Origin of the sequence: Rhizobium sophoriradicis (genome assembly GCF_003939025.1) — a bacterium.
Lineage (GTDB): Bacteria > Pseudomonadota > Alphaproteobacteria > Rhizobiales > Rhizobiaceae > Rhizobium > Rhizobium sophoriradicis.
In genome coordinates this window covers 143,324-162,783 of sequence record NZ_RQIH01000006.1, presented here as the reverse complement: position 1 = coordinate 162,783, position 19,460 = coordinate 143,324, and the positions used below count along the sequence as shown (strand labels likewise).

Annotated in this window: 17 protein-coding genes; 11 read left to right on the top strand and 6 right to left on the bottom strand. The window is 61.1% G+C overall.

Annotated features, from left to right (window positions below; translation table 11 throughout):
* Positions 1–123: 123 nt before the first annotated feature.
* The 3 genes from EFR00_RS11745 to EFR00_RS11735 all read right to left on the bottom strand — a co-directional run bounded on the left by EFR00_RS11745 (position 124) and on the right by EFR00_RS11735 (position 2,943).
* Positions 124–1,428: a L,D-transpeptidase family protein gene (locus tag EFR00_RS11745; RefSeq protein ID WP_077993243.1), complete on the bottom strand. Its 1,305-nt coding sequence runs from the start codon at positions 1,426–1,428 to the stop codon at positions 124–126.
* 432 nt (positions 1,429–1,860) lie between these two features.
* Positions 1,861–2,376 carry a transcriptional regulator LdtR gene (gene ldtR, locus EFR00_RS11740; protein WP_004673822.1) on the bottom strand — a complete coding sequence of 172 codons (516 nt, stop codon included), beginning with the start codon at positions 2,374–2,376 and terminating at the stop codon, positions 1,861–1,863.
* 129 nt (positions 2,377–2,505) lie between these two features.
* Positions 2,506–2,943, bottom strand: a complete 438-nt coding sequence (locus EFR00_RS11735; RefSeq protein WP_039623170.1) for a DUF6163 family protein — start codon at positions 2,941–2,943, stop codon at positions 2,506–2,508.
* 128 nt (positions 2,944–3,071) lie between these two features.
* Between EFR00_RS11735 and hemB the strand changes: the two genes are divergently transcribed.
* The 6 genes from hemB to EFR00_RS11700 all read left to right on the top strand — a co-directional run bounded on the left by hemB (position 3,072) and on the right by EFR00_RS11700 (position 7,460).
* The gene (hemB, locus tag EFR00_RS11730) at positions 3,072–4,085 is read left to right on the top strand and encodes a porphobilinogen synthase (RefSeq protein ID WP_077993241.1); all 1,014 of its coding nucleotides are present in this window, start codon (positions 3,072–3,074) and stop codon (positions 4,083–4,085) included.
* Between the two features lie 134 nt (positions 4,086–4,219).
* Positions 4,220–4,678: an RDD family protein gene (locus EFR00_RS11725; protein WP_009994177.1), complete on the top strand. Its 459-nt coding sequence runs from the start codon at positions 4,220–4,222 to the stop codon at positions 4,676–4,678.
* 179 nt (positions 4,679–4,857) lie between these two features.
* Positions 4,858–5,634, top strand: coding sequence for an arginyltransferase (locus EFR00_RS11720; RefSeq protein ID WP_039618977.1), 777 nt, complete (start codon positions 4,858–4,860; stop codon positions 5,632–5,634).
* A gap of 272 nt (positions 5,635–5,906) precedes the next feature.
* The gene (locus EFR00_RS11710; protein WP_077993239.1) at positions 5,907–6,788 is read left to right on the top strand and encodes a DMT family transporter; all 882 of its coding nucleotides are present in this window, start codon (positions 5,907–5,909) and stop codon (positions 6,786–6,788) included.
* 61 nt (positions 6,789–6,849) lie between these two features.
* Positions 6,850–7,071: an AbrB/MazE/SpoVT family DNA-binding domain-containing protein gene (locus EFR00_RS11705; RefSeq protein WP_004673828.1), complete on the top strand. Its 222-nt coding sequence runs from the start codon at positions 6,850–6,852 to the stop codon at positions 7,069–7,071.
* Positions 7,068–7,460 carry a type II toxin-antitoxin system death-on-curing family toxin gene (locus EFR00_RS11700; RefSeq protein ID WP_009995995.1) on the top strand — a complete coding sequence of 131 codons (393 nt, stop codon included), beginning with the start codon at positions 7,068–7,070 and terminating at the stop codon, positions 7,458–7,460. The genes EFR00_RS11705 and EFR00_RS11700 overlap by 4 nt, the downstream gene beginning before the upstream one ends.
* On the opposite strand, the gene EFR00_RS11695 is transcribed toward EFR00_RS11700, so the two are convergent.
* Entirely contained in the window at positions 7,450–7,908 is a 459-nt protein-coding gene (locus tag EFR00_RS11695; protein WP_009995994.1) for an SRPBCC family protein, read from the bottom strand. The genes EFR00_RS11700 and EFR00_RS11695 overlap by 11 nt on opposite strands.
* A 249-nt stretch (positions 7,909–8,157) precedes the next feature.
* Complete coding sequence (parC, locus tag EFR00_RS11690; protein ID WP_077993237.1) at positions 8,158–10,413, bottom strand: DNA topoisomerase IV subunit A; 2,256 nt, start codon at positions 10,411–10,413, stop codon at positions 8,158–8,160.
* A gap of 234 nt (positions 10,414–10,647) precedes the next feature.
* Here parC and EFR00_RS11685 point away from each other — a divergent pair, with 234 nt between their 5' ends.
* Positions 10,648–11,835: a hypothetical protein gene (locus EFR00_RS11685; RefSeq protein ID WP_038688071.1), complete on the top strand. Its 1,188-nt coding sequence runs from the start codon at positions 10,648–10,650 to the stop codon at positions 11,833–11,835.
* Between the two features lie 197 nt (positions 11,836–12,032).
* Here the strand turns inward: EFR00_RS11685 and aspS are convergent, their stop codons facing one another.
* On the bottom strand, positions 12,033–13,823 hold the full coding sequence (aspS, locus tag EFR00_RS11680) for an aspartate--tRNA ligase (protein WP_077993235.1): 1,791 nt from the start codon (positions 13,821–13,823) through the stop codon (positions 12,033–12,035).
* A gap of 253 nt (positions 13,824–14,076) precedes the next feature.
* Between aspS and EFR00_RS11670 the strand changes: the two genes are divergently transcribed.
* From EFR00_RS11670 to EFR00_RS11655, 4 genes are all read left to right on the top strand, one after another.
* On the top strand, positions 14,077–15,468 hold the full coding sequence (locus EFR00_RS11670) for a multicopper oxidase family protein (protein WP_077993233.1): 1,392 nt from the start codon (positions 14,077–14,079) through the stop codon (positions 15,466–15,468).
* A gap of 130 nt (positions 15,469–15,598) precedes the next feature.
* On the top strand, positions 15,599–16,744 hold the full coding sequence (gene rnd / locus EFR00_RS11665) for a ribonuclease D (protein WP_077993228.1): 1,146 nt from the start codon (positions 15,599–15,601) through the stop codon (positions 16,742–16,744).
* Positions 16,745–16,821: 77 nt separating this feature from the next.
* Positions 16,822–17,883 carry an adenylate/guanylate cyclase domain-containing protein gene (locus tag EFR00_RS11660; RefSeq protein WP_077993428.1) on the top strand — a complete coding sequence of 354 codons (1,062 nt, stop codon included), beginning with the start codon at positions 16,822–16,824 and terminating at the stop codon, positions 17,881–17,883.
* A 107-nt stretch (positions 17,884–17,990) separates the two neighbouring features.
* The gene (locus EFR00_RS11655) at positions 17,991–19,349 is read left to right on the top strand and encodes an esterase-like activity of phytase family protein (RefSeq protein WP_077993226.1); all 1,359 of its coding nucleotides are present in this window, start codon (positions 17,991–17,993) and stop codon (positions 19,347–19,349) included.
* Positions 19,350–19,460 lie beyond the last annotated feature (111 nt).

Below are 19,460 nucleotides of genomic sequence, written 5' to 3'. Positions count from 1 at the left end.
GCTCCAGTCGTTTTGCGACAGCGCCCCGCCGGTGAATGATGGCGACGGGATAGAGCGCCCCTCGCCGACATAAAAAACCGCGCCGGGAGGGCGCGGTTCGAGGGGCGATGCAGAGGTCGCCGCTTATTGCACCGGCTGTTCCATGCCGGCCGTGGTATCGAGCGCCAGCTCGGCATTGCCGTCCATCTGATAAATGTCGTCGCGGAACTGGACGATGCCGTCGGGCATGCCCCAGGCGGAGATGTAGACGAAATAGACCGGAACTTCCGCCGCGAGCTTGATCGGCGTGTTGACGCCGCTTGCGATCACCTGCTCCATCTGCTGGCGGCTCCAGCCGGGGGTCTCGCGCAGCAGCCAGTTCGTCAGGTCGCGCACGTTCTGGACGCGGACGCAGCCCGAGGATTCGAAGCGCATCAGCTTGTTGAACAGGCCCTGCTGCGGCGTGTCGTGCATGTACTCGCCGTTCTTGTTGTAGAAGTTGATCTTCGTCGATGCCATGGCATTGATCTTGCCGGGGTCCTGACGGAACATCAGGTTCGGCGCCTCGCCGTTCCAGTCGACGGTCTCGGGGGCGACTTCGTTGCCCTTGCCGTCGATCAGACGGATGGCGTTCTTTTCGAGATAGGTCGGATCCTTCCGCATCAGCGGCATGATGTCTTTCTCGACGATCGAGCGCGGCGCCGTCCAGTAAGGATTGAGGATGACCTCGTAGATCTTCGAATTGACAAGATGCGTCGGGCGGCTCAAGCGGCCGACAACCGCGGTATGACGCGTCGCGACACTGCCGTCTTCAACCGCCTCGACATAGGCAGCCGGAATGTTGACCATCAGGTGACGGCGGCCCAAGTCTTCGGGGAAGGTCTGCAGACGGACGATATTGGTGTTGAGCTGCTGCAGGCGGACATCGGCGGGGATGTTCATCGCCTTCAGCGTGAATTCGCCGAGAACGCCATCGGCCGGCAGGCCGTGACGCGCCTGGAAGCGCTTGACGGCGCCGTCGACATAGGAATCGAAGGCGCTCGACAGGCCGGCTTCGCGCGGCAGGTCGCCGGTGATCGCCAGGCGCTGGCGCAGCGCCTGGACGGCGGGATGGCTGACGCCGAGTTGCAGGCGCTGGTCGCCGGGATTGACTTCAGGCCAGCCGCCGGCGGCAGCGATCTGCTGATACTGCATGATCGCCTGCTGGGCGCTGGCGACCGATTGAGGTCCGAGGATCGGCGTGTTGGAAACGATGGCGGTCGCCGTGCGCGAAGCCGCCTTGGCGTCGAACTGGTCGTCCCAGTTGCCGCGGCGCGGCGCATTCAGGAGCCCATCGAGCGCCGATTGCGCCAATGCAGGTCCGGCAGCAAGCGCGCCGGCGCCAACCGTTGCCGCCGACGCCAGGAAAGCGCGGCGCGAAAGAGCTTCAATTCCGTTTTTCTTCGACATAGTCCCAACCACTGAATGCCGCGATAAAGGAAAGCCGCGGCTCTTTGCGATATCACTGCGCCGTAACGCAGATCACTGTGCACTCGTTGTCCCGGCGCATCAAAAAACTCCGCCCGTCTCATCACAAGAATGCGATGCAGCCTGGAATCTCTGATCGGTTCAAGCGCCGGTTGTTATACCTTCCGCTGCCACACCAATATGGCCAATTCGTGTTACCGGCTCGGAGGATAGACCGCCGGATGTCGGATACACGACGCAACGAACCATGACGGGCTAAACGGTGCCGGTTAATAACGGCTAAAAAACGGCTTGAATACAGGCGATAACGCTTGCCCTGCCCTGCGTTGCAAAGATGCCACGCGGGCAAACGGCAAAACCGGACGCGCAGGGACACGTCCGGCTTTCTGCAACCCTGAAAGGAGGTCAGGGATTTTAGAGACGATACATGATCGAGTCGTTCCAGAAGCGGTCGAGGCGCTGGAGCAGCTTGTTCATCTGGGTGAACTCGTCGGTGCCGATTCCGCCGACCTTGTCGATAGAGGCGATGTGCCGTTCGTAGAGCTTCGCCACCGTCTCGGCGATGTCCTGGCCGGTTTCTGTCAGGCTGATGCGGACCGAGCGGCGGTCGATGCGCGAGCGCTGGTGGTTGATGAAGCCGAGATCGACCAGCTTCTTGACGTTGTAGGAAACGTTGGAGCCGAGATAGTAGCCGCGCGAGCGCAGCTCGCCGGCGGTCAGCTCGGAATTGCCGATGTTGAAAAGGAGCAGCGCCTGGATGGCGTTGACGTCGCTGCGGCCCTGACGGTCGAACTCGTCCTTGATGACGTCGAGAAGACGACGGTGAAGACGTTCAACAAGATGAAGGGATTCCATGTAAAGATCACGGATGCCCTGATCCTGCTGGTCACGGAAGTTCGATACCGCCTGCGGCTTGATTTTCGTGTTCATATTGACTGCCTCACTGTTTGATTGGCGGTGTCGTTTTCTTCCCGCCTTGAGTGAGACCCTATCGAATACATATAAAATTCGACTTAAACCGCAGGCTTAACGGAGCCTTACTGGGAACCCCACGTTGTCTCAGGGTAAATCAACGCTTACCTGGCGGCGGTGCCGGCGCTTTTCCAGCCATAGCAGCAGGCGGAAAATGCAGTAGACGACGGCGACCATGAGATGCAGCAGGATGATCAGCTTGTTGGGGCCGAAAATATCCGGCAGCAGGCCATACATCAGGACCTGGCCGCCGGCCGCCAGCACCCAGATGACCGGCCCCCAGGAGACGGTGAGCCACAGACCGAGGGACGCGACGGGGAAGAGCACGGCCAGGCTGGTGCTTGCCACTTTCCACGGCAGGCTCAAAAGATCGAAGCGGCCGGCGCCGACCAGCGAATAACCGACGAGCATCGCCCAGTATTGCAGGCCGAACCAGAAGCAGGATACGGCGACCAGCCTCAGGAAGAGAATGAAGAGGAGATCCGCCAGCGTGCGTTTCGGGATCGTCGGGCTATCGGTTTCCATTGCGCAGACTTGGTTCCAGTTACATCGTCATAAGGTGTTTTCCGCCGCGGCCAATCGTCCGGTTTGGATTTTCCGGGCGCCATGATAATGAGCGCTCCGATAAATGGAATGGGCTGGGGATAGATATCATGCAGGACAGGACGCATCTCGTCGACGACATCACCGGCCATCGCCGCATGCGGCGCAACCGCAAGGCGGATTGGACGCGCCGGCTGGTGCAGGAGAACCGGCTGACCGTCGACGACCTGATCTGGCCGATCTTCATCGTGCCGGGTTCCGGCATCGTCGATCCAATCGAGGCCATGCCGGGCGTCAACCGCATGAGCATCGACAAGGCCGTCGAAGCCGCACGCGAAGCGGCCGGCCTCGGCATTCCGGCGCTCGCCACCTTTCCGAACATCGAAATGGAACTGCGCGACGAGACCGGCTCGAACAGCCTCGAAGCCAATAACCTGATCAACCAGGCGACGGCGGCGATCAAGAAGGCGGTGCCCAATATCGGCGTCATCACCGACGTGGCGCTCGATCCCTTCACCAGCCATGGCCATGACGGAATCTTGAGAGACGGCGAGATCGTCAATGACGAGACCGTCGACCAGGTGGCGCGCGCCGCCGTGATGCAGGCGGATGCCGGCGCCGACATCATCGCGCCGTCGGAGATGATGGACGGACGCATCGGCGCGATCCGCATGGCACTCGACGCGGCCGGCCACCAGAGCGTCGGTATCATGAGCTATGCGACGAAATTCGCTTCCGCCTTCTATGGACCTTATCGCGAGGCGATCTCGACCGGGGGGCTGCTGAAGGGCGACAAGAAGACCTATTATATCGACCCGGCCAACGGCACAGAAGCGATCCGCGATGCGGCCCTCGACGTCGAGGAAGGCGCCGACATGCTGATGGTCAAGCCCGGCCTGCCCTATCTCGATATCTGCTGGCGGATGAAAGAGGCTTTCGGTCTGCCGACCTTCGCCTACCAGGTTTCAGGCGAATATAGCCAGATCAAGGCGGCAGCGATGAACGGCTGGATCGATGGCGAGCGGGCGATGCTGGAAACGCTGCTGTCCTTCAAGCGGGCGGGATGCGATGGCATCCTCACCTATTTCGCAGTCGAGGTGGCGAGAATTCTCAGCAAACGGTGAGTACGAGCATACGGCCGAAATCTGCGCGGTTTTCGGCCGGCATCCTGCTCGATTTCCTGGTTTCGATGCGGATGATTGTATTTTGCTTCGTCGATACCATATCAGCGGCATCGCTTTTGCGAGAGGAGATCGAGATGAGCTACAACCCCAATCCGCTTTTTGCTGCACCGGAGGACTGGCGCGCCTATAGCGGCGTGTTGAGCCGCCGTGTCCTTGCCTTCATCCTCGACTACCTCATCGTGGCGCTGCTGTGGATCCCCGCAGCGATCGTGCTGTTCTTCCTGTCGATCATCACGCTCGGGCTCGGCTTCCTTCTCTACCCTGCCCTCTTCGTCATCGTCGCCGGGATTTACTTCGGCCTGACCGTCGGCGGACCGAGCCAGGCATCGCTCGGCATGCGGGCGATGGGGATCGCGATCGTGCGCGTCGATGGGCGGCCGATGGATTTCCTGACGGCGATCGTGCATCTGGCGCTGTTCTGGATCCTCAATTCGGTGCTGACGCCGCTCATCCTGCTCGCCGGCCTGTTCATCGAACGCAGCCGCCTGATTCACGACCTGCTGGTCGGCACGGTGACGGTGCGCACCGCTTGAAACGCGGCGGGGATGAAATAAAGTCTCCGCCTTCCCTTTGCCGCCTGTTGCAGACACTCCATATTTAACTTTAGAAGACTGAAATGAAGGACGGGAATCGTCCGGCTGTTGACGTTTTCTATTCTTAGGTCATGCTGTCAGAAAACGGCACTGTCTCGACAAGGAAACTTCCGCGACAAATGAATACGCAGACAACGCCATCCCCGCAGTTTTATCTGACGGCTCCGGCTGCGTGTCCGTATCTGCCGCATGAGATGGAGCGCAAGGTCTTCACTCATCTGGTCGGCCCGCGTGCGGCCGAGATGAACGACATCCTGACACAAGGCGGTTTCCGCCGCTCGCAGAACATCGCCTACCGCCCGGCCTGCGAATCCTGTCGCGCCTGTGTTTCCGTGCGGATTCTCGCCCAGGAATTCGAACCGACGAAATCGATGAAGCGGGTGCTTGCCGCCAATTCCGACGTCATCGCCACCGAATTCACCGCCCAGCCTTCCAGCGAACAATATTCGCTCTTCCGACGCTATCTCGACTACCGCCACCAGCAGGGCGGCATGTCCGATATGACCGTGCTCGACTATGCGATCATGGTAGAAGACACGCATGTGAATACGCGAATCGTCGAATACCGCCGGCGCGAGGAAGGTTCCGGACTGGAGGAGCGGCCGAAGGGCGAGCTGCTTGCCGCGGCGCTGACCGATACGATGAGCGACGGGTTGTCGATGGTCTATTCCTATTTCAATCCCGGGCTCGAGCGGCGTTCGCTCGGCACGTTCATGATTCTCGACCATATCAGGCGCACCAGGGCGCTCGGCCTGCCGCATGTCTACCTTGGCTACTGGGTGCAAGGGTCGCGGAAAATGGACTACAAGACACGCTTCCAGCCACAGGAACATCTGACCCCGCGCGGCTGGGAGCGTTTCGATCCCTCCTCCATGCGCGAAAGCAATCAGGATTAGAGCCTTTCCTGGTCAGATCGAAGCATTCTGTTGGCTCAAACGGAGACGGACGGTCGACCGGCCGGCGCGCGTCGTAGCCCAGTTCTACGGCCAAGCCGGCCGGTCGATCAGCCGGCCCGTTTCAGCCAACCCGAAGGGCCGGGCATCTTTCCGCCAGGATCAGAGGCGATCGGCTCGGACGTACCTTGGGGTATGCCCATCGCCAATCGCCTCTGCCCTGACGAAAACCTGCTCCGGCAGAATGCTTCAATCTGACCAGGAAAGGCTCTGAAATGTCCACCGCTCTTTCCGACCATCGGAAGGGTCTGCTGCTGACGGCAATCGGCGGGCTGGCGCTTTCCATGGATATCCCGCTCGTGCGCCTTGGCGATGGCGATATCTGGTCGATTCTGGGCGTGCGAAGCGCTGCGACGGTTCTCGCCACACTCATCATCCTTGGCGCGATGCGTCTCGCCTCAGGCAGATGGCCGGTGCTCGTTCCAGGTCGGCCCGGTCTGCTCGCCGGTCTGCTCTACGGCCTCTCCTCCCTCACTTTCGTGCTGGCAGTCTTCAATACGACCACAGCCAACGTCGTCTTCATCGTCGCCTTCAACCCGATGTTCGGCGCGCTTCTTTCCTGGACTTTCCTCAAGGAGAAGCCGCAGCCCTCAACGCTGATCGCCATGCTGTTCATGATCGTCGGCGTCGGACTGATCGTGAGCGAGGGGCTTTCCAGCGGCCATTTCTTCGGCGACGCTATGGCCATTCTCAGCGCGCTTATACTTGCGGCGGCCATCACAATCGGGCGCGCCTCACGCCGGGAAATGGGCTTCGTGCCGTTGCTTGCGGCCATTCTGCCGGCCGCGCTCGGGCTTGCGCAAGCTCTGCCTTCGGGGCTCTCGGTCGCCTATCCCGGATGGATCCTCCTCAACGGCGCCATCGTAATGCCCGTCGCCTTTTGGTGCCTGGCGACCGGGCCGCGATACCTCTCTGCCCCAGAGGTCGGCATGTTCTACCTGCTCGAAACCGTCCTCGCCCCGATCTGGGTCTGGCTGATCTTTGCGGAAACGCCGGCGACGATGACGCTCCTTGGCGGCGGCATTCTGGTGGCGGCGATCGCCGGGCATTGCTTCTGGATGGTCCGGCGAAGGAGCGTCAGGCCATTGGCGGAATAGACGTTGCCGCCTGTCAATCCCTCATGTTATAACTACGTTACCACATAAGAGGATGAAGCAAATGAACGTCACGATCCGCAAGATCGGTAATTCCGAAGGGGTTATCATTCCTAAAGAGGTGTTGCAGCGGTTGGGTCTCAGCAGCGGAGACAGCCTCGAACTGCGGGAGATCGAGGGTAACATCCACCTCGTGCCGGAATCAGCAGACCTCGCCGAACAAATGCGGGCAGCCCGCATCGGCATGGAAAAATATCGAGTGGCGCTGCGCGAACTCGCAAAATGATACGGCTTAAATGGCTCGGCCGCCAAGCGGTCGAAAATATGCATGGTGAGCAGATTGCCGAGCATGGCGGTTTGTCTGGTCTGCGAGATGCCAATGCATTGGAAACCAGCTTGGCACGTCCACTCAACAAGGCTGCATATGGCGAAACCGATATCTTCGTACTCGCCGCAGCCTATCTCTACGGCATCGTTAGGAACCACCCATTCGTGGATGGAAACAAGCGTACAGGCTATCTCGCGGCGTTTACGTTTCTCTACCTCAACCGGTACGTCATCGATGCAGATAACGCGCAGGTCATTGCATTTGTATTAGACGTCGCAGCCGGCGAGATCGACGAAGAAGGTGCGACCCGCTTCCTCAGGGATTTCAGCGTGCCGCTCACCCCGTAGCCTTCATCTGCTGCTGTTCCAGCTCGCGGCCGAGCCCTTCGACGATATGCGCCCAGCCTTTTCGGGTCTTTTCCTCATGCGCGGCCCACTCGGCACACATTTCGTGAGTCAGCGTCAGACGGCTGCCGCCGCCAAGGGGCTCGATGTCGATTTCCACGCGGTCGCAATTGTGGTCGTGCTCTTCGACCGAGAAGCAGAAGACCATGCGGCGCGGTCGCTTCAATTCCAGGAAAACGCCCTGGTGGAAGGCGTCGCCGGTCGGGCGGCGGTCGACGATGAAAAAGCGGCCGCCGACATGCGGATCGATATCGGCGCGGATGACGTGACCGTCATCGGTGGCAAACAGGAAACGGCGGGCGATCTCGGGGTTGAGCCAGGCGTCGTAGACGACAGCGGGCGGCACTCTATAGGTGTGGCTGACATGCAATTTGATGGTGCTGGCGGGCATCGATTTTCCTCCGGTAAGGGCAGGCGCGCCTTCCCCAGGCGTACGGGCCACAGCCAGTTCCGTCCGCCCACAGAATCGGCCTTCTCTTCTTTTCGGTAACAGCAGAGAGATAGAGAAGTTCCGGCGGCCGCCAAGAGACGGGCGACGGAATTTTTGCGGCTCGGAGCATTCGAGCACAGAAATGCTCGGCCCCTTTGTTTTCACGCAGTTCCCAAGGCAAAATCGCCCCGCAACTTTGCCGCAATCACGTTAACCGGCGAATTTACCGCTGCGCGGAAAACCCTTCGGCACGGTGCGGCCGGCGCTGGCGCGGTCGCCCAGCCATTCGGCAAGCTCGTCCTTGTTCTTCGTGAAGGTACGGCCAGCACTGTCTTCCCAGACGAGGCCATCCGACATCGCAAAGCAGCGGACGTCCGAAATGCCGCCATCCTTGTAACGCTGCAGGCGAACGCCCTTGCCGCGCGTCATTTCGGGCACCTGCGCCAAGGGAAAGACCAGCAGCTTGCGGTTTTCGCCGACCACGGCGACATGGTCGCCGCCGACGGGCACGAGCAGCTGCGTTTCCTCGGGCAGCGCGACATTCATGATCTGCTTGCCCTTGCGAGTATTGGCGATCAGCTCGGCCTCGGCAACGACGAAGCCGTTGCCGGCCGTCGAGACGATCAGCTGCTTGCGCGCGGGATCGTGGACGAAAGCGGTCAGCACCGCCTGGTCGTTGTCCATGTCGACCATGATGCGCAGCGGCTCGCCGTGGCCGCGACCGCCCGGCAGCTTGTCACCGCCGAGCGTGAAGGCCTTGCCGCCTGTCGTGACGATCAGGATCTTGTCCGTCGTCTGCGCCGGGAAGGCCACCTTCAGGCCATCGCCTTCCTTGAAGGTCAGCGTCGCCGTATCGGCGATATGGCCCTTCAGGGCGCGGATCCAGCCCTTTTCAGAAATGACGACAGTGATCGGTTCCTTCTCGATCATCGCCTGCTGGATCGCTTCCTCATCGGCCTCCGGCGCGTCGGCGAACTGGGTGCGGCGGCGGCCGACCTCGGTCGCCTTGGCGAATTTCTTCTTCACTTCGCCGATTTCCCAGGCAACCGTCTGCCACTGCTTGTCGTCGGAGGCTAGCAGCGCCTCGATCTCGCTCTTTTCCTTGGTGAGTTCGTCGAACTCCTTGCGGATCTCGAATTCTTCCAGCTTGCGCAGGGCGCGCAGCCGCATGTTGAGGATCGCCTCGACCTGATTGTCGGTCAGATCCCAGCGCGCCATCATGACCGGCTTCGGCTCGTCTTCCTCGCGGATGATGCGGATGACTTCATCGATATTCAGATAGGCGACCAGAAGGCCGCCGAGGATCTCGAGACGTTTGTCGATCGCTGCCAGGCGGAAGCGCGAGCGGCGCTGCAGCACCTCGCGGCGGTGGTCCAGCCACTCCTTCAGCACCTCGTTCAAAGCCATGACCCGCGGGATGCGGCCCATCGACAGAACGTTCATGTTGAGCGGGAAGCGGCTTTCGAGCTCCGTCAGCTTGAACATGGATTCCATCAGAATCGTCGGATCGACGCTCCTGGATTTCGGCACCAGGACGACACGGATGTCCTCGGCCGACTCGTCACGGATATCTTCGAGCAGCGGCAGCTTTCGGGCGATCAGCAGTTCGGCGATCTTCTCGATCAGCCGCGATTTCTGCACCTGGAAGGGAATTTCGGTGATGACGATCTGGTAGCCGCCACGGCCGAGATCCTCGGTTTGCCATTTGGCCCGCACACGGAAACCGCCGCGGCCGGTGCGATAGCTCTCGATGATGCTGTCGCGGCTGTCGATAATGATGCCGCCTGTGGGGAAATCCGGGCCGGGGATGAATTCGACGAGCTTTTCGACGGTGGCATCAGGATGCTTGATCAGATGCAGCGCGGCGTCGCAAAGCTCATGGGCATTGTGCGAGGGGATCGAGGTGGCCATGCCGACGGCGATGCCGGAGGAGCCGTTGGCGAGCAGGTTCGGGAAGGCGCCGGGAAGGACGACCGGCTCGGAATTCGATTCGTCATAGGTGTCACGGAAATCGACAGCATCCTGGTCTATGCCTTCGAGCAGCAGTTCGGAAACCGCCGTCATCTTCGATTCGGTGTAACGCATGGCGGCGGGGCTGTCGCCATCGATATTGCCGAAATTGCCCTGGCCGTTGACGAGCGTGTAGCGCTGCGAGAAATCCTGGGCGAGACGGGCAAGCGCGTCATAGATCGATTGGTCGCCATGTGGATGGTAGTTACCCATCACTTCGCCGACGATCTTGGCGCATTTCCTGAAGGCCGAGGTCGGCCTCAACCCCATCTCGTTCATCGCATAGACGATGCGGCGATGGACGGGCTTCAGCCCGTCGCGCACGTCAGGCAGAGCGCGATGCATGATGGTCGACAGCGCATAAGCAAGATAGCGCTGCTCGAGAGCCGCCTTGAGGTCGACCGGTTGGATATTGTCGTCGTCTCCGCCGGAAGGCGGCAAAATCTCTTGTCCCATGGGTCTTGACTAGCCCAGAAGCGGCCGGCGGGCAAGGAATCCGGGGTATTGCAGCTGTGGATGAAGTCTTGGCACCGACATCAAAGGATGAGACAAACGTTCGGCCGCAATTTGGACTTCGTTTGCCGTTCCTTTCAACGGAAATTTAGAAGTCCGCAAATACAAAGCGGGCCCAATCCGTAGTAGCGTAACTGCAGATTTCCAACCGCCACCACGCCACCAGAGGAATCACCCATGAACATTTACCGGACAACGCGGCTGATGCTGTCGGGCGCCGCCTTTTTCTCCCTCGCCGGCTCGGCTTTCGCTCTCGACGGCGCCGATCTCTTGAAGAAGATCAATGCCGCCTATGAGGCTCAAGGCGGAACGATTTCGGCTGAAGGCGTCGATATCAACGGAACGACCGTGACGTTGAAGAATGTGACGGTCAAGCCGACCGGCGGCGAAAGCCTGCCCATCGGCGAAGTCACCCTTTCCGGCGTGGAGGAAGACGAGGAAGGCGGCTATTACATCGAGGAAGCGGCCTTCCCCGACATCAACAAGACGGGAGACGGCGTGACCGTTACGGCGCAGGAACTGACGCTGGGCGGCATTTCCGTCCCGGCAACGCCGGGCGGCGACACACTCGATGGCATGATGCTTTACGAGACTGCCCATACCGGCCCGCTGAAAGTGGTCAAGGACGGCACGGAAGTCTTCTCGCTGCTTCAAAGCGACATGAACTTGACGCTGCGCGAGGACGAATCCGGCTTCGATTTCGACGGCGCCTTCAAGAGCATGAAGGCCGATCTCACCAAGACTGACGATCCCAAGAGCAAGGATGCGATCGAGAAGCTCGCCCTGCAGCACGTCCAGGGCGACATCACCATGAAGGGCGCCTGGGAGCTCGGGCCCGGCACGATAGACGTTTCGGAAATCGGCTTCGACTTCACCAACATCGGCAAGCTCAACCTCGGCTTCAAGATCTCCGGCTATACGATGGCCTTCATGAAATCGATGCAAGATGCGATGAAGGAGTCCGAAGCCAATCCGAACAAGGAACAGGCGCAGCAGGCGCTCGGCCTTGCCATGCTGGGTCTGATGCAGCAGCTGTCCTTCGAAGGCGCACAGGTGCGCTTCGAGGATGCCTCGATCACCAAGCGCGCGCTCGATTACGCCGGTGCGCAGCAGAACATGTCGGGCAAGCAGATGGCGGATTCGCTGAAGGCGATGACGCCGATCATGCTGGCGCAGCTCAACATCCCGGAACTTCAGAACGCCGTTTCGGCCGCCGTCAACACCTTCCTCGACGACCCGAAGAGCCTGACCGTTAAGGCCACCCCCGAAAAGCCGGTGCCCTTCCCGACCATCGTCGGTGCCGCCATGGGCGCTCCGAACACGTTGCCGCAGGTGCTCGGCGTCAAGGTTTCGGCCAACGACTGATCGCTTTGATCTGAACACGAAAAGGCTCGGCGGACCACTCCGCCGAGCCTTTTATCTTTTTGAAGGCGACCTCTCTCCGGCCTCGTCCTGAGGTGCCCCGCAGGGCCTCGAAGGACGAGGCTGGCCACGGAAGTTCATCTTGTAGCGCGTGGTGCCGTACCGTAAGGAGGCCGGTCGGCGCTTTGCAGCCTGTTATATCAGTCCTTCTTGACCGGCGGGATGGGCCGGATCGAGAGCTCGCGCAGCTGCGTCGGGGTTGCCGGGGTCGGCGCGCCCATCAGCAGGTCCTGGGCCTGCTGGTTCATCGGGAACAGCGAGATCTCACGCAGGTTCTTGGCGCCGACGAGCAGCATGACGATGCGGTCGATGCCGAAAGCCGCACCGCCATGCGGCGGGGCGCCGTACTGGAAGGCGCGGTAGAGACCGCCGAAACGATCCTCGACGTCCTGCTGGCTGAGGCCGACCTTCTCGAAGGCGGCGACCATGGTTTCCGGCGACTGGTTGCGGATCGAGCCCGAGGCGATTTCGAAGCCGTTGCAGACGGCATCGTACTGGAAGGCCTTGATCGTCAGCGGATCCTGGTTCTGCAGCGCATCGAGGCCACCCTGCGGCATCGAGAACGGGTTGTGGGCGAAATCGACCTTCTTCTCCTCGTCGTTCCATTCGAAGAAGGGGAAGTCGACGATCCAGCAGAGTTCGAAGCGGTCGCGGTCGACGAGGTTCAGTTCCTCGCCGGCCTTGGTGCGCGCTTCGCCGGCAAACTTGTAGAATTTTTCCGGCTCGCCGGCGACGAAGAAGCAGGCGTCGCCATCGCCGAGGCCGAGCTGGGTGCGGATCGCTTCGGTGCGCTCCTCGCCGATGTTCTTGGCGAGCGGTCCCGCACCTTCGAGCTTGTCGTTCTCGCTGCGCCAGAAGATATAGCCGAGGCCGGGCTGGCCCTGGCTCTGCGCCCAGGCGTTCATCCGGTCGCAGAAGGCGCGCGAGCCGCCGGTCTTTGCCGGGATCGCCCAGATCTGAACCTTCGGGTTGGAAGCGATCATGCCGGCGAAGACCTTGAAGCCGGAGCCGGCGAAATGGTCGGTTACCGCTTCCATGACGATCGGGTTGCGCAGATCCGGCTTGTCTGTACCATATTTGCGGATCGCCTCGTCATAGGGGATGCGCGGCCATTCCTTGGTGACCGGCTTGCCTTCGGCGAACTCCTCAAAAATCTGGGTCATCAGCGGACCCATGGTGTTCCAGACATCTTCCTGGGTGACGAAACTCATTTCGAGGTCGAGCTGGTAGAATTCGCCTGGCAGGCGGTCGGCGCGCGGGTCCTCGTCGCGGAAGCACGGCGCGATCTGGAAGTAGCGGTCGAAGCCGGCAACCATCAGCAGCTGCTTGTACTGCTGCGGCGCTTGCGGCAGCGCGTAGAAAGTGCCGGGATGGATGCGCGAGGGAACGAGGAAGTCGCGCGCGCCTTCCGGCGAGGAGGCCGTCAGGATCGGCGTCGTATATTCGGTGAAGCCGACAGCGCCCATTTCGCGGCGCATCGCCGAGATGACCAGGGTGCGCTTGACGATGTTCCGGTGCAGCGTTTCGCGGCGAAGATCGAGGAAGCGGTATTTGAGGCGGACGTCTTCAGGGTAATCAGGCTCGCCAAAAACCGGCAGCGGCAATTCCTTGGCGGCGGACAGTACCTCGATCTCCTGCGCGTAGAGCTCGATCTCGCCGGTCGCCATTGTCTTGTTGACGGTGTCTTCGGTGCGGGCCTTGACGAGGCCGTCGATGCGGATGACCCATTCGCCACGCACGGTCTCGGCCAGCTTGAAGGCCGGGCTGTCGGGATCGGCGACGACCTGGGTGATGCCGTAATGATCGCGAAGGTCGATGAACAGAACGCCGCCATGGTCGCGAACGCGATGGACCCAGCCGGAGATACGGACGGTCGAGCCGACATCCGTCTTGCGGAGGGCGGCGCATGTGTGGCTGCGATAGCGATGCATGATCTCAATTCCTGGCATGTGGCTTAAGACGGCAGCAAGGGTTCAAACGCCCTCAAGCGCCGACAAGAAAATCGGGCGGAAAAGCGCATGGACGCTCCGATTTGTCAAGGCTTGGCGCGTGCTCGCCACGCGATTGGCACGCGTTTATGGCGAAGCCGCGGCCCGTAGCTGCGGCAGTTTGGCTGCGCTTGCCGTATTGATGAAGGTGGCGGTCAACTTTAAAAGGAGGTGCATTCTCATCGTGGAGCCACGCATGCCTTTCCTGACCCGCCGCAACCTTCTCAAGGCCTCCGCTGTCGCGGGCGCCTACGGAGTCGGCATGGGCATTGCCGGCAAATTCGGACCTGCCGCGGCAGCACCGGAGCCGCAGCTGCTGACGGCTGTGAAGACCGAGGCCATGCTGACCGAGAAAGGGCCGACCCGGGATGTCATGAGCTGGGGCCATGACGGCATGCCGCCGGTTCTGAGGATGACGAAAGGGCAGCCCTACGCGGCACGGCTGAACAACCAGCTGGACGAGCCGACGACGATCCACTGGCATGGGCTGCGCATCGACAACCGCATGGACGGCGTGCCCTTCGTAACGCAGCCCTATATCTACACCGGCGACAGCTTCGACTATGCTTTCACGCCACCCGATGCCGGCACTTTCTGGTATCACCCGCATTGCAACACGCTGACGCAGATGGGACACGGCATGACCGGCATGCTCGTGGTCGAGGACCCGGCCGATCCCGATTTCGATGCCGAGGTACTGCTGAACCTGCGCGACTGGCGGCTTGGCGGAGACGGGCAGTTCATCGCCCCCTTTCGGCCGCGCGATGCCGCCAAGAGCGGCACATACGGCACGGTGCGCACTGCCAATTGGCATCAGGAACCGCAATATGACGCGCCGGCCGGGGGACTGGTGCGGCTGCGCATCGCCATCACCGACGTGACGCGCATTTTCTCGCTGACGATGGGGGGCGCCGATGCGACCGTCATCGCCATCGACGGCAATCCGGTGCCGAAACGCTTTCCCCTCGACTTGCTACAGCTCGGGCCCGGACAGCGGCTCGATCTTGCCGTGCGCATGCCGGACGGCGAAGGTGCCGTCGCGACGCTCGAGGATATCCGCGGCACGACGCCGAAGACGATTGCCAGCCTGCGCGCCGTTGGACCGTCGTTGAAACGCAATATCGGCGATCTCGGCCCGCTTGCCGAAAACCCCGTTCCTAAGGCCGATCTTTCCGCTGCCGAACAGATTCCGCTGGTGTTGAGCGCCACCGCGGAAAATGCCGCCGTCGAGAGTATCTGCGGCACGCTCGGCTACAGCTTCTGGGCGATCAACAAGGTGCCCTGGCCGGGCGATACCCCGAATCCGACGGCGCCGCTGGCGGAACTGAAGCTCGGCAAGAGCTATGTCTTCAATCTGGAGAACACAACGCCGCACGCCCATCCGATCCATCTGCACGGCATGAGCTTCACGGTTATCTCGTCCTCGACGCGGGAGGTGATGCCGCTCATCTCCGACACCTACCTCGTCCAGCCGGACGAGAAGGTGCAATTGGCCCTCGTCGCCGACAATCCCGGCGACTGGGTGCTGCATTGCCACATCATCGAACATCAGAAGACCGGCATGACCAGCTATGTCAGAGTGAGCTGAAGCATTTGCTTGCCTCAGTTTGGACGTGATTCTTCGCCAGCAATGCGCGAAGCTTATGCTGTTGTATTGACATATCGAAGCGAAAGGAGAAGGAAGGTTCAACCGACCTTTTCCTTGCGAATGAATTGATATGATCGAAACCACCGCCGATTTGGCGGCCGCCTGCAAAGAGCTGGCCAAGTCCGACTTCATTACCATCGACACCGAATTCCTGCGTGAGACGACCTTCTGGCCGGAGCTCTGCCTGATCCAGATGGCAAGCCCGACATTAGAGGTTCTCGTCGATCCGCTGGCCAAGGGCATCGACCTCGCCCCCTTCTTCGAGTTGATGGCCGACACCAAGGTGCTGAAAGTCTTTCATGCCGCACGCCAGGACATCGAAATCATCTTCAATCGCGGCAATCTCATTCCGCATCCGATCTTCGACACGCAGGTCGCCGCGATGGTCTGCGGTTTCGGCGACAGCGTCTCCTATGATCAGCTGGTCAGTCGCATCAAGAACGTCCATATCGACAAGTCGTCGCGCTTCACCGACTGGAGCCGCCGGCCGCTTTCCGACAAGCAGCTGGAATATGCGCTGGCCGACGTCACGCATCTGCGCGACGTCTATCTGTCGCTGAGTTCACAGCTCGACCGCGAAGGCCGCACGTCGTGGCTTCGCGAGGAAATGGACGTTCTCGAGGCCCGCGAAACCTACGACATGCATCCTGATGACGCCTGGCAGCGGCTGAAGATGCGATTGCGCAAGCCGCAGGAGCTGGCGATCCTGAAATATGTCGCCGCCTGGCGCGAGCGCGAGGCACGGGCGCGCAACGTGCCGCGTTCGCGCGTCTTGAAGGACGATGCGATCTACGAGATCGCCCAGCAGCAGCCCAAGGATACAGAAGCGCTCGGCCGGTTGCGCACCATTCCGAAGGGCTGGGAGCGCTCGACCTCCGGCGCCGCCGTCATCGAGGCCGTCAACGCGGCGCTCGCGCTTCCGAAGGCGGAGATGCCACATGCGCCGCGGCAGGCGCAGGCCCCTGAAGGGGCCGCTGCCGCCGTCGAACTCCTGAAGGTGCTGTTGAAGCTGATCTCGGAAAAACACGGCGTAGCGCCGAAGGTGATCGCCAACAGCGAGGATCTCGACAAGATCGCCGCCGATGGCGAGAAGGCCGACGTCGCGGCCCTGCACGGCTGGCGGCGCGATCTTTTCGGCGAGCCGGCGCTGCAGCTGATCCAGGGCCAGATCGGACTGCGATTCGCCGGCCGGAAGGTTGAAACCGTCGCGCTCTGACACCAAATCGAATTCGCTTGACGCTGTTTTCCCAGCTGAAACAATGGCCGGGCGAAACTGCGAAGCGAAGGGGCGGCATGCGGGAAATATCTCCGACGCAGAACTGGATCCTGATCGTCCTCGTCCTGGCGGCGAGCGGCGTCGTCTATGATTCGATGTTCTACTCCGACCAGACGCCGGTCATCGGCGCGATCTTCGCGCTTTTCATCGGCATGCCGATCATCGCCTTCGAGCGCAAGGTGCTGTTCCGGGGGCTCTACCGGCGCATCCAGAAGCTGCCGACCTTCATCTTCATCATCACTGAGCTGGTGATCTACGAGATCCTGATGAGCATCGGCTTTGCCTGCGCCGGCCTGCTCCTTCGGGCCTTCGGCGTGCTGAAGCCGTCGTCGCTCCTCGATCTCGTCATCATGCCCTTCGACGTCTTCCTCTATGCGCTTGCCGTCTGCTCGGCACTGATCTTCATCCTTCGCGTGCGCGAACTGCTCGGCCGCGAAGTATTCGTCAGCATGCTCATCAGCCGCTATCGCAATCCAGTCAAGGAAGAGCGTGTCTTCCTGTTCATCGATCTCGTCGATTCGACAGCTTTTGCCGAAAAGCACGGCGACCTCCGGGCACAGCAGCTGCTGAGCTCGCTGTTTGCGACTTTCGCCGAGCCGGTCCGGCGCCACAAGGGCATGATCAACGACTATGTCGGCGATGCGGCGATCATTACGTGGCCGCTTGCCCGTGGCGTCAAGGATGCGCGCTGCGTGCGCTGCATCTTCGATATCATCGCCGATATCGAAGCCAATGCCGCCGGCTGGCGGAAAAATTACGGACAGGTACCGAAGCTTCGCGCCGCCCTTCATGGCGGCGAGATCATCACCGCGGAAGTCGGCGTCGATCACCACAAGATCAGCTATTTCGGCGATACGGTGAATACGACCGCGCGGCTGGAGACGCTCTGCCGCAGTCTGAACCGACAGGTGCTGATCTCCGCGGAGCTTGCCCGGCGCTTGACCTTTCCCGACGACATCTCCTGCGACGATCTCGGCATCCATGCCGTCAAGGGACGCGGCCAGGCGCTCGGCGTCATGGCGCTTTCCTCGCGTGCGGTGACCGTTCTGAACACGCCCGCAGTCGTTCTGCACGGCTGAGCAAGCGCTTTTATCACCCGTCACCAAAGCTTCACCCAACCGTCAATTCGCTGACACGGAAGCCCTGCTAAGCGGAAAGCCATTCGCATCCGTTCCATGGGGATATTATGAAGAACGTCCTTTTTGCTTCCGTATCGCTTTTCATCCTGATTGCCGGCCCCGTTTCGGCCGACCAGCAGCAATTCCCGGCCAAGCTCGCCGGCCAGGCGATCCTGCCTGCCAACACCATGGTTGCGGCCCCGGCCAATGCCCCCGAATTCCTCAAGCATTCCGGCAAGTTCACGACGCAAGACCGCAAGCGCACCGAAGCGCTCGGCACCGTTCCCGGCAAGGACGGTGCACGTGTGACCGACCTGAAGCTTCCGTTCGACGGCCAGCCGATCCAGGGTTTCTCGGGCATCAAGACGATGGCCGACGGCACGTTCTGGACGCTCTCCGATAATGGCTTCGGTTCCAAGGCCAATTCCTCCGACTCCATGCTGTTCCTGCATCAGATGAAGTTCGACTGGGCCGCCAACAAGGCTGAAGTCGTCAACAACCTCTTCCTCTCCGACCCGAACAAGATCGCTCCGTTCCCGATCGTGCTCGAAGGCACCGACACGCGCTACCTCACCGGGGCCGACTTCGACATCGAATCGATCCAGCCGGTTGCCGATGGTTTCTGGCTCGGCGACGAGTTCGGCCCCTATATCCTGAAATTCGACACCGCGGGCCGCCTGACAGATGTGATTGCCACCACGCTCGACGGCAAGCCGGTGCTGTCGCCCGACAATCCGCTGATCCAGCTGCCGGGCAATCCGGCCGCGAAGATGCCGGTCTTCAACCTGAAGCGTTCCGGCGGCTTCGAAGGCCTCGCCATGTCGAAGGACGGCGCCAAGCTCTACGGCCTGCTCGAAGGCGCCATCTACAAGGATGACGGCACGATGGAAACGGCCGACGGCCACACCGCCATCCGCATCATCGAATTCGACGCCGCCGCCAAGAAGTGGACCGGCCGCAGCTGGCTCTATCCGTTCGATGACAAGGGCGTGTCGATCGGCGATTTCAACATGCTCGACGATACGACCGCTCTCGTCATCGAGCGCGACAGCGGCGCCGGCACCAAGGACAAGGCCTGCGCCGATCCGAAGCAGCCGAAGCCGGATTGCTTCGAGGCGCCGACTGAACTGAAGCGCGTCTACAAGATCGAGTTCAACGACGCCAATGCCGGCAAGGCCGTCCGCAAGATCGGCTATATCGACCTCTTGAACATCCAGGACCCCGACAACAAGAAGAAGGCCGGAGCCAAGGACGGCGTCTACGACATGCCGTTCGTGACGATCGAAAACGTCGATCGCGTCGACGCCACCCACATCATCATCGGCAACGACAACAACCTGCCCTTCTCGGCCGGCCGCGCCGTCGACAAGGCGGATAATAACGAGTTCAGCCTGCTTGAGGTTGGTGAGTTTTTGAACGCGAAGTAATTCGGGTTTGATGTGAGATGGAGGGGCGGTGCGGAAGTGCCGCCTTTTTCTTTGGTTTACGCACCCACTTCCTCCCTCATTCCTGTGCTCGTCACAGGAATCCAGTGCGCT

Bases quoted from the DNA above. Each gene is read 5' to 3' on its own strand.
- EFR00_RS11660 (WP_077993428.1), top strand. From the start codon at position 16,822: ATGCGGGAAATATCTCCGACGCAGAACTGGATCCTGATCGTCCTCGTC.
- EFR00_RS11700 (WP_009995995.1), top strand. From the start codon at position 7,068: ATGATACGGCTTAAATGGCTCGGCCGCCAAGCGGTCGAAAATATGCAT.
- EFR00_RS11670 (WP_077993233.1), top strand. From the start codon at position 14,077: ATGCCTTTCCTGACCCGCCGCAACCTTCTCAAGGCCTCCGCTGTCGCG.
- EFR00_RS11735 (WP_039623170.1), bottom strand. From the start codon at position 2,943: ATGGAAACCGATAGCCCGACGATCCCGAAACGCACGCTGGCGGATCTC.
- aspS (WP_077993235.1), bottom strand. From the start codon at position 13,823: ATGCATCGCTATCGCAGCCACACATGCGCCGCCCTCCGCAAGACGGAT.
- EFR00_RS11695 (WP_009995994.1), bottom strand. From the start codon at position 7,908: ATGCCCGCCAGCACCATCAAATTGCATGTCAGCCACACCTATAGAGTG.
- ldtR (WP_004673822.1), bottom strand. From the start codon at position 2,376: ATGAACACGAAAATCAAGCCGCAGGCGGTATCGAACTTCCGTGACCAG.
- EFR00_RS11720 (WP_039618977.1), top strand. From the start codon at position 4,858: ATGAATACGCAGACAACGCCATCCCCGCAGTTTTATCTGACGGCTCCG.
- EFR00_RS11705 (WP_004673828.1), top strand. From the start codon at position 6,850: ATGAACGTCACGATCCGCAAGATCGGTAATTCCGAAGGGGTTATCATT.
- hemB (WP_077993241.1), top strand. From the start codon at position 3,072: ATGCAGGACAGGACGCATCTCGTCGACGACATCACCGGCCATCGCCGC.
- rnd (WP_077993228.1), top strand. From the start codon at position 15,599: ATGATCGAAACCACCGCCGATTTGGCGGCCGCCTGCAAAGAGCTGGCC.
- EFR00_RS11725 (WP_009994177.1), top strand. From the start codon at position 4,220: ATGAGCTACAACCCCAATCCGCTTTTTGCTGCACCGGAGGACTGGCGC.
- EFR00_RS11655 (WP_077993226.1), top strand. From the start codon at position 17,991: ATGAAGAACGTCCTTTTTGCTTCCGTATCGCTTTTCATCCTGATTGCC.
- parC (WP_077993237.1), bottom strand. From the start codon at position 10,413: ATGGGACAAGAGATTTTGCCGCCTTCCGGCGGAGACGACGACAATATC.
- EFR00_RS11745 (WP_077993243.1), bottom strand. From the start codon at position 1,428: ATGTCGAAGAAAAACGGAATTGAAGCTCTTTCGCGCCGCGCTTTCCTG.
- EFR00_RS11685 (WP_038688071.1), top strand. From the start codon at position 10,648: ATGAACATTTACCGGACAACGCGGCTGATGCTGTCGGGCGCCGCCTTT.
- EFR00_RS11710 (WP_077993239.1), top strand. From the start codon at position 5,907: ATGTCCACCGCTCTTTCCGACCATCGGAAGGGTCTGCTGCTGACGGCA.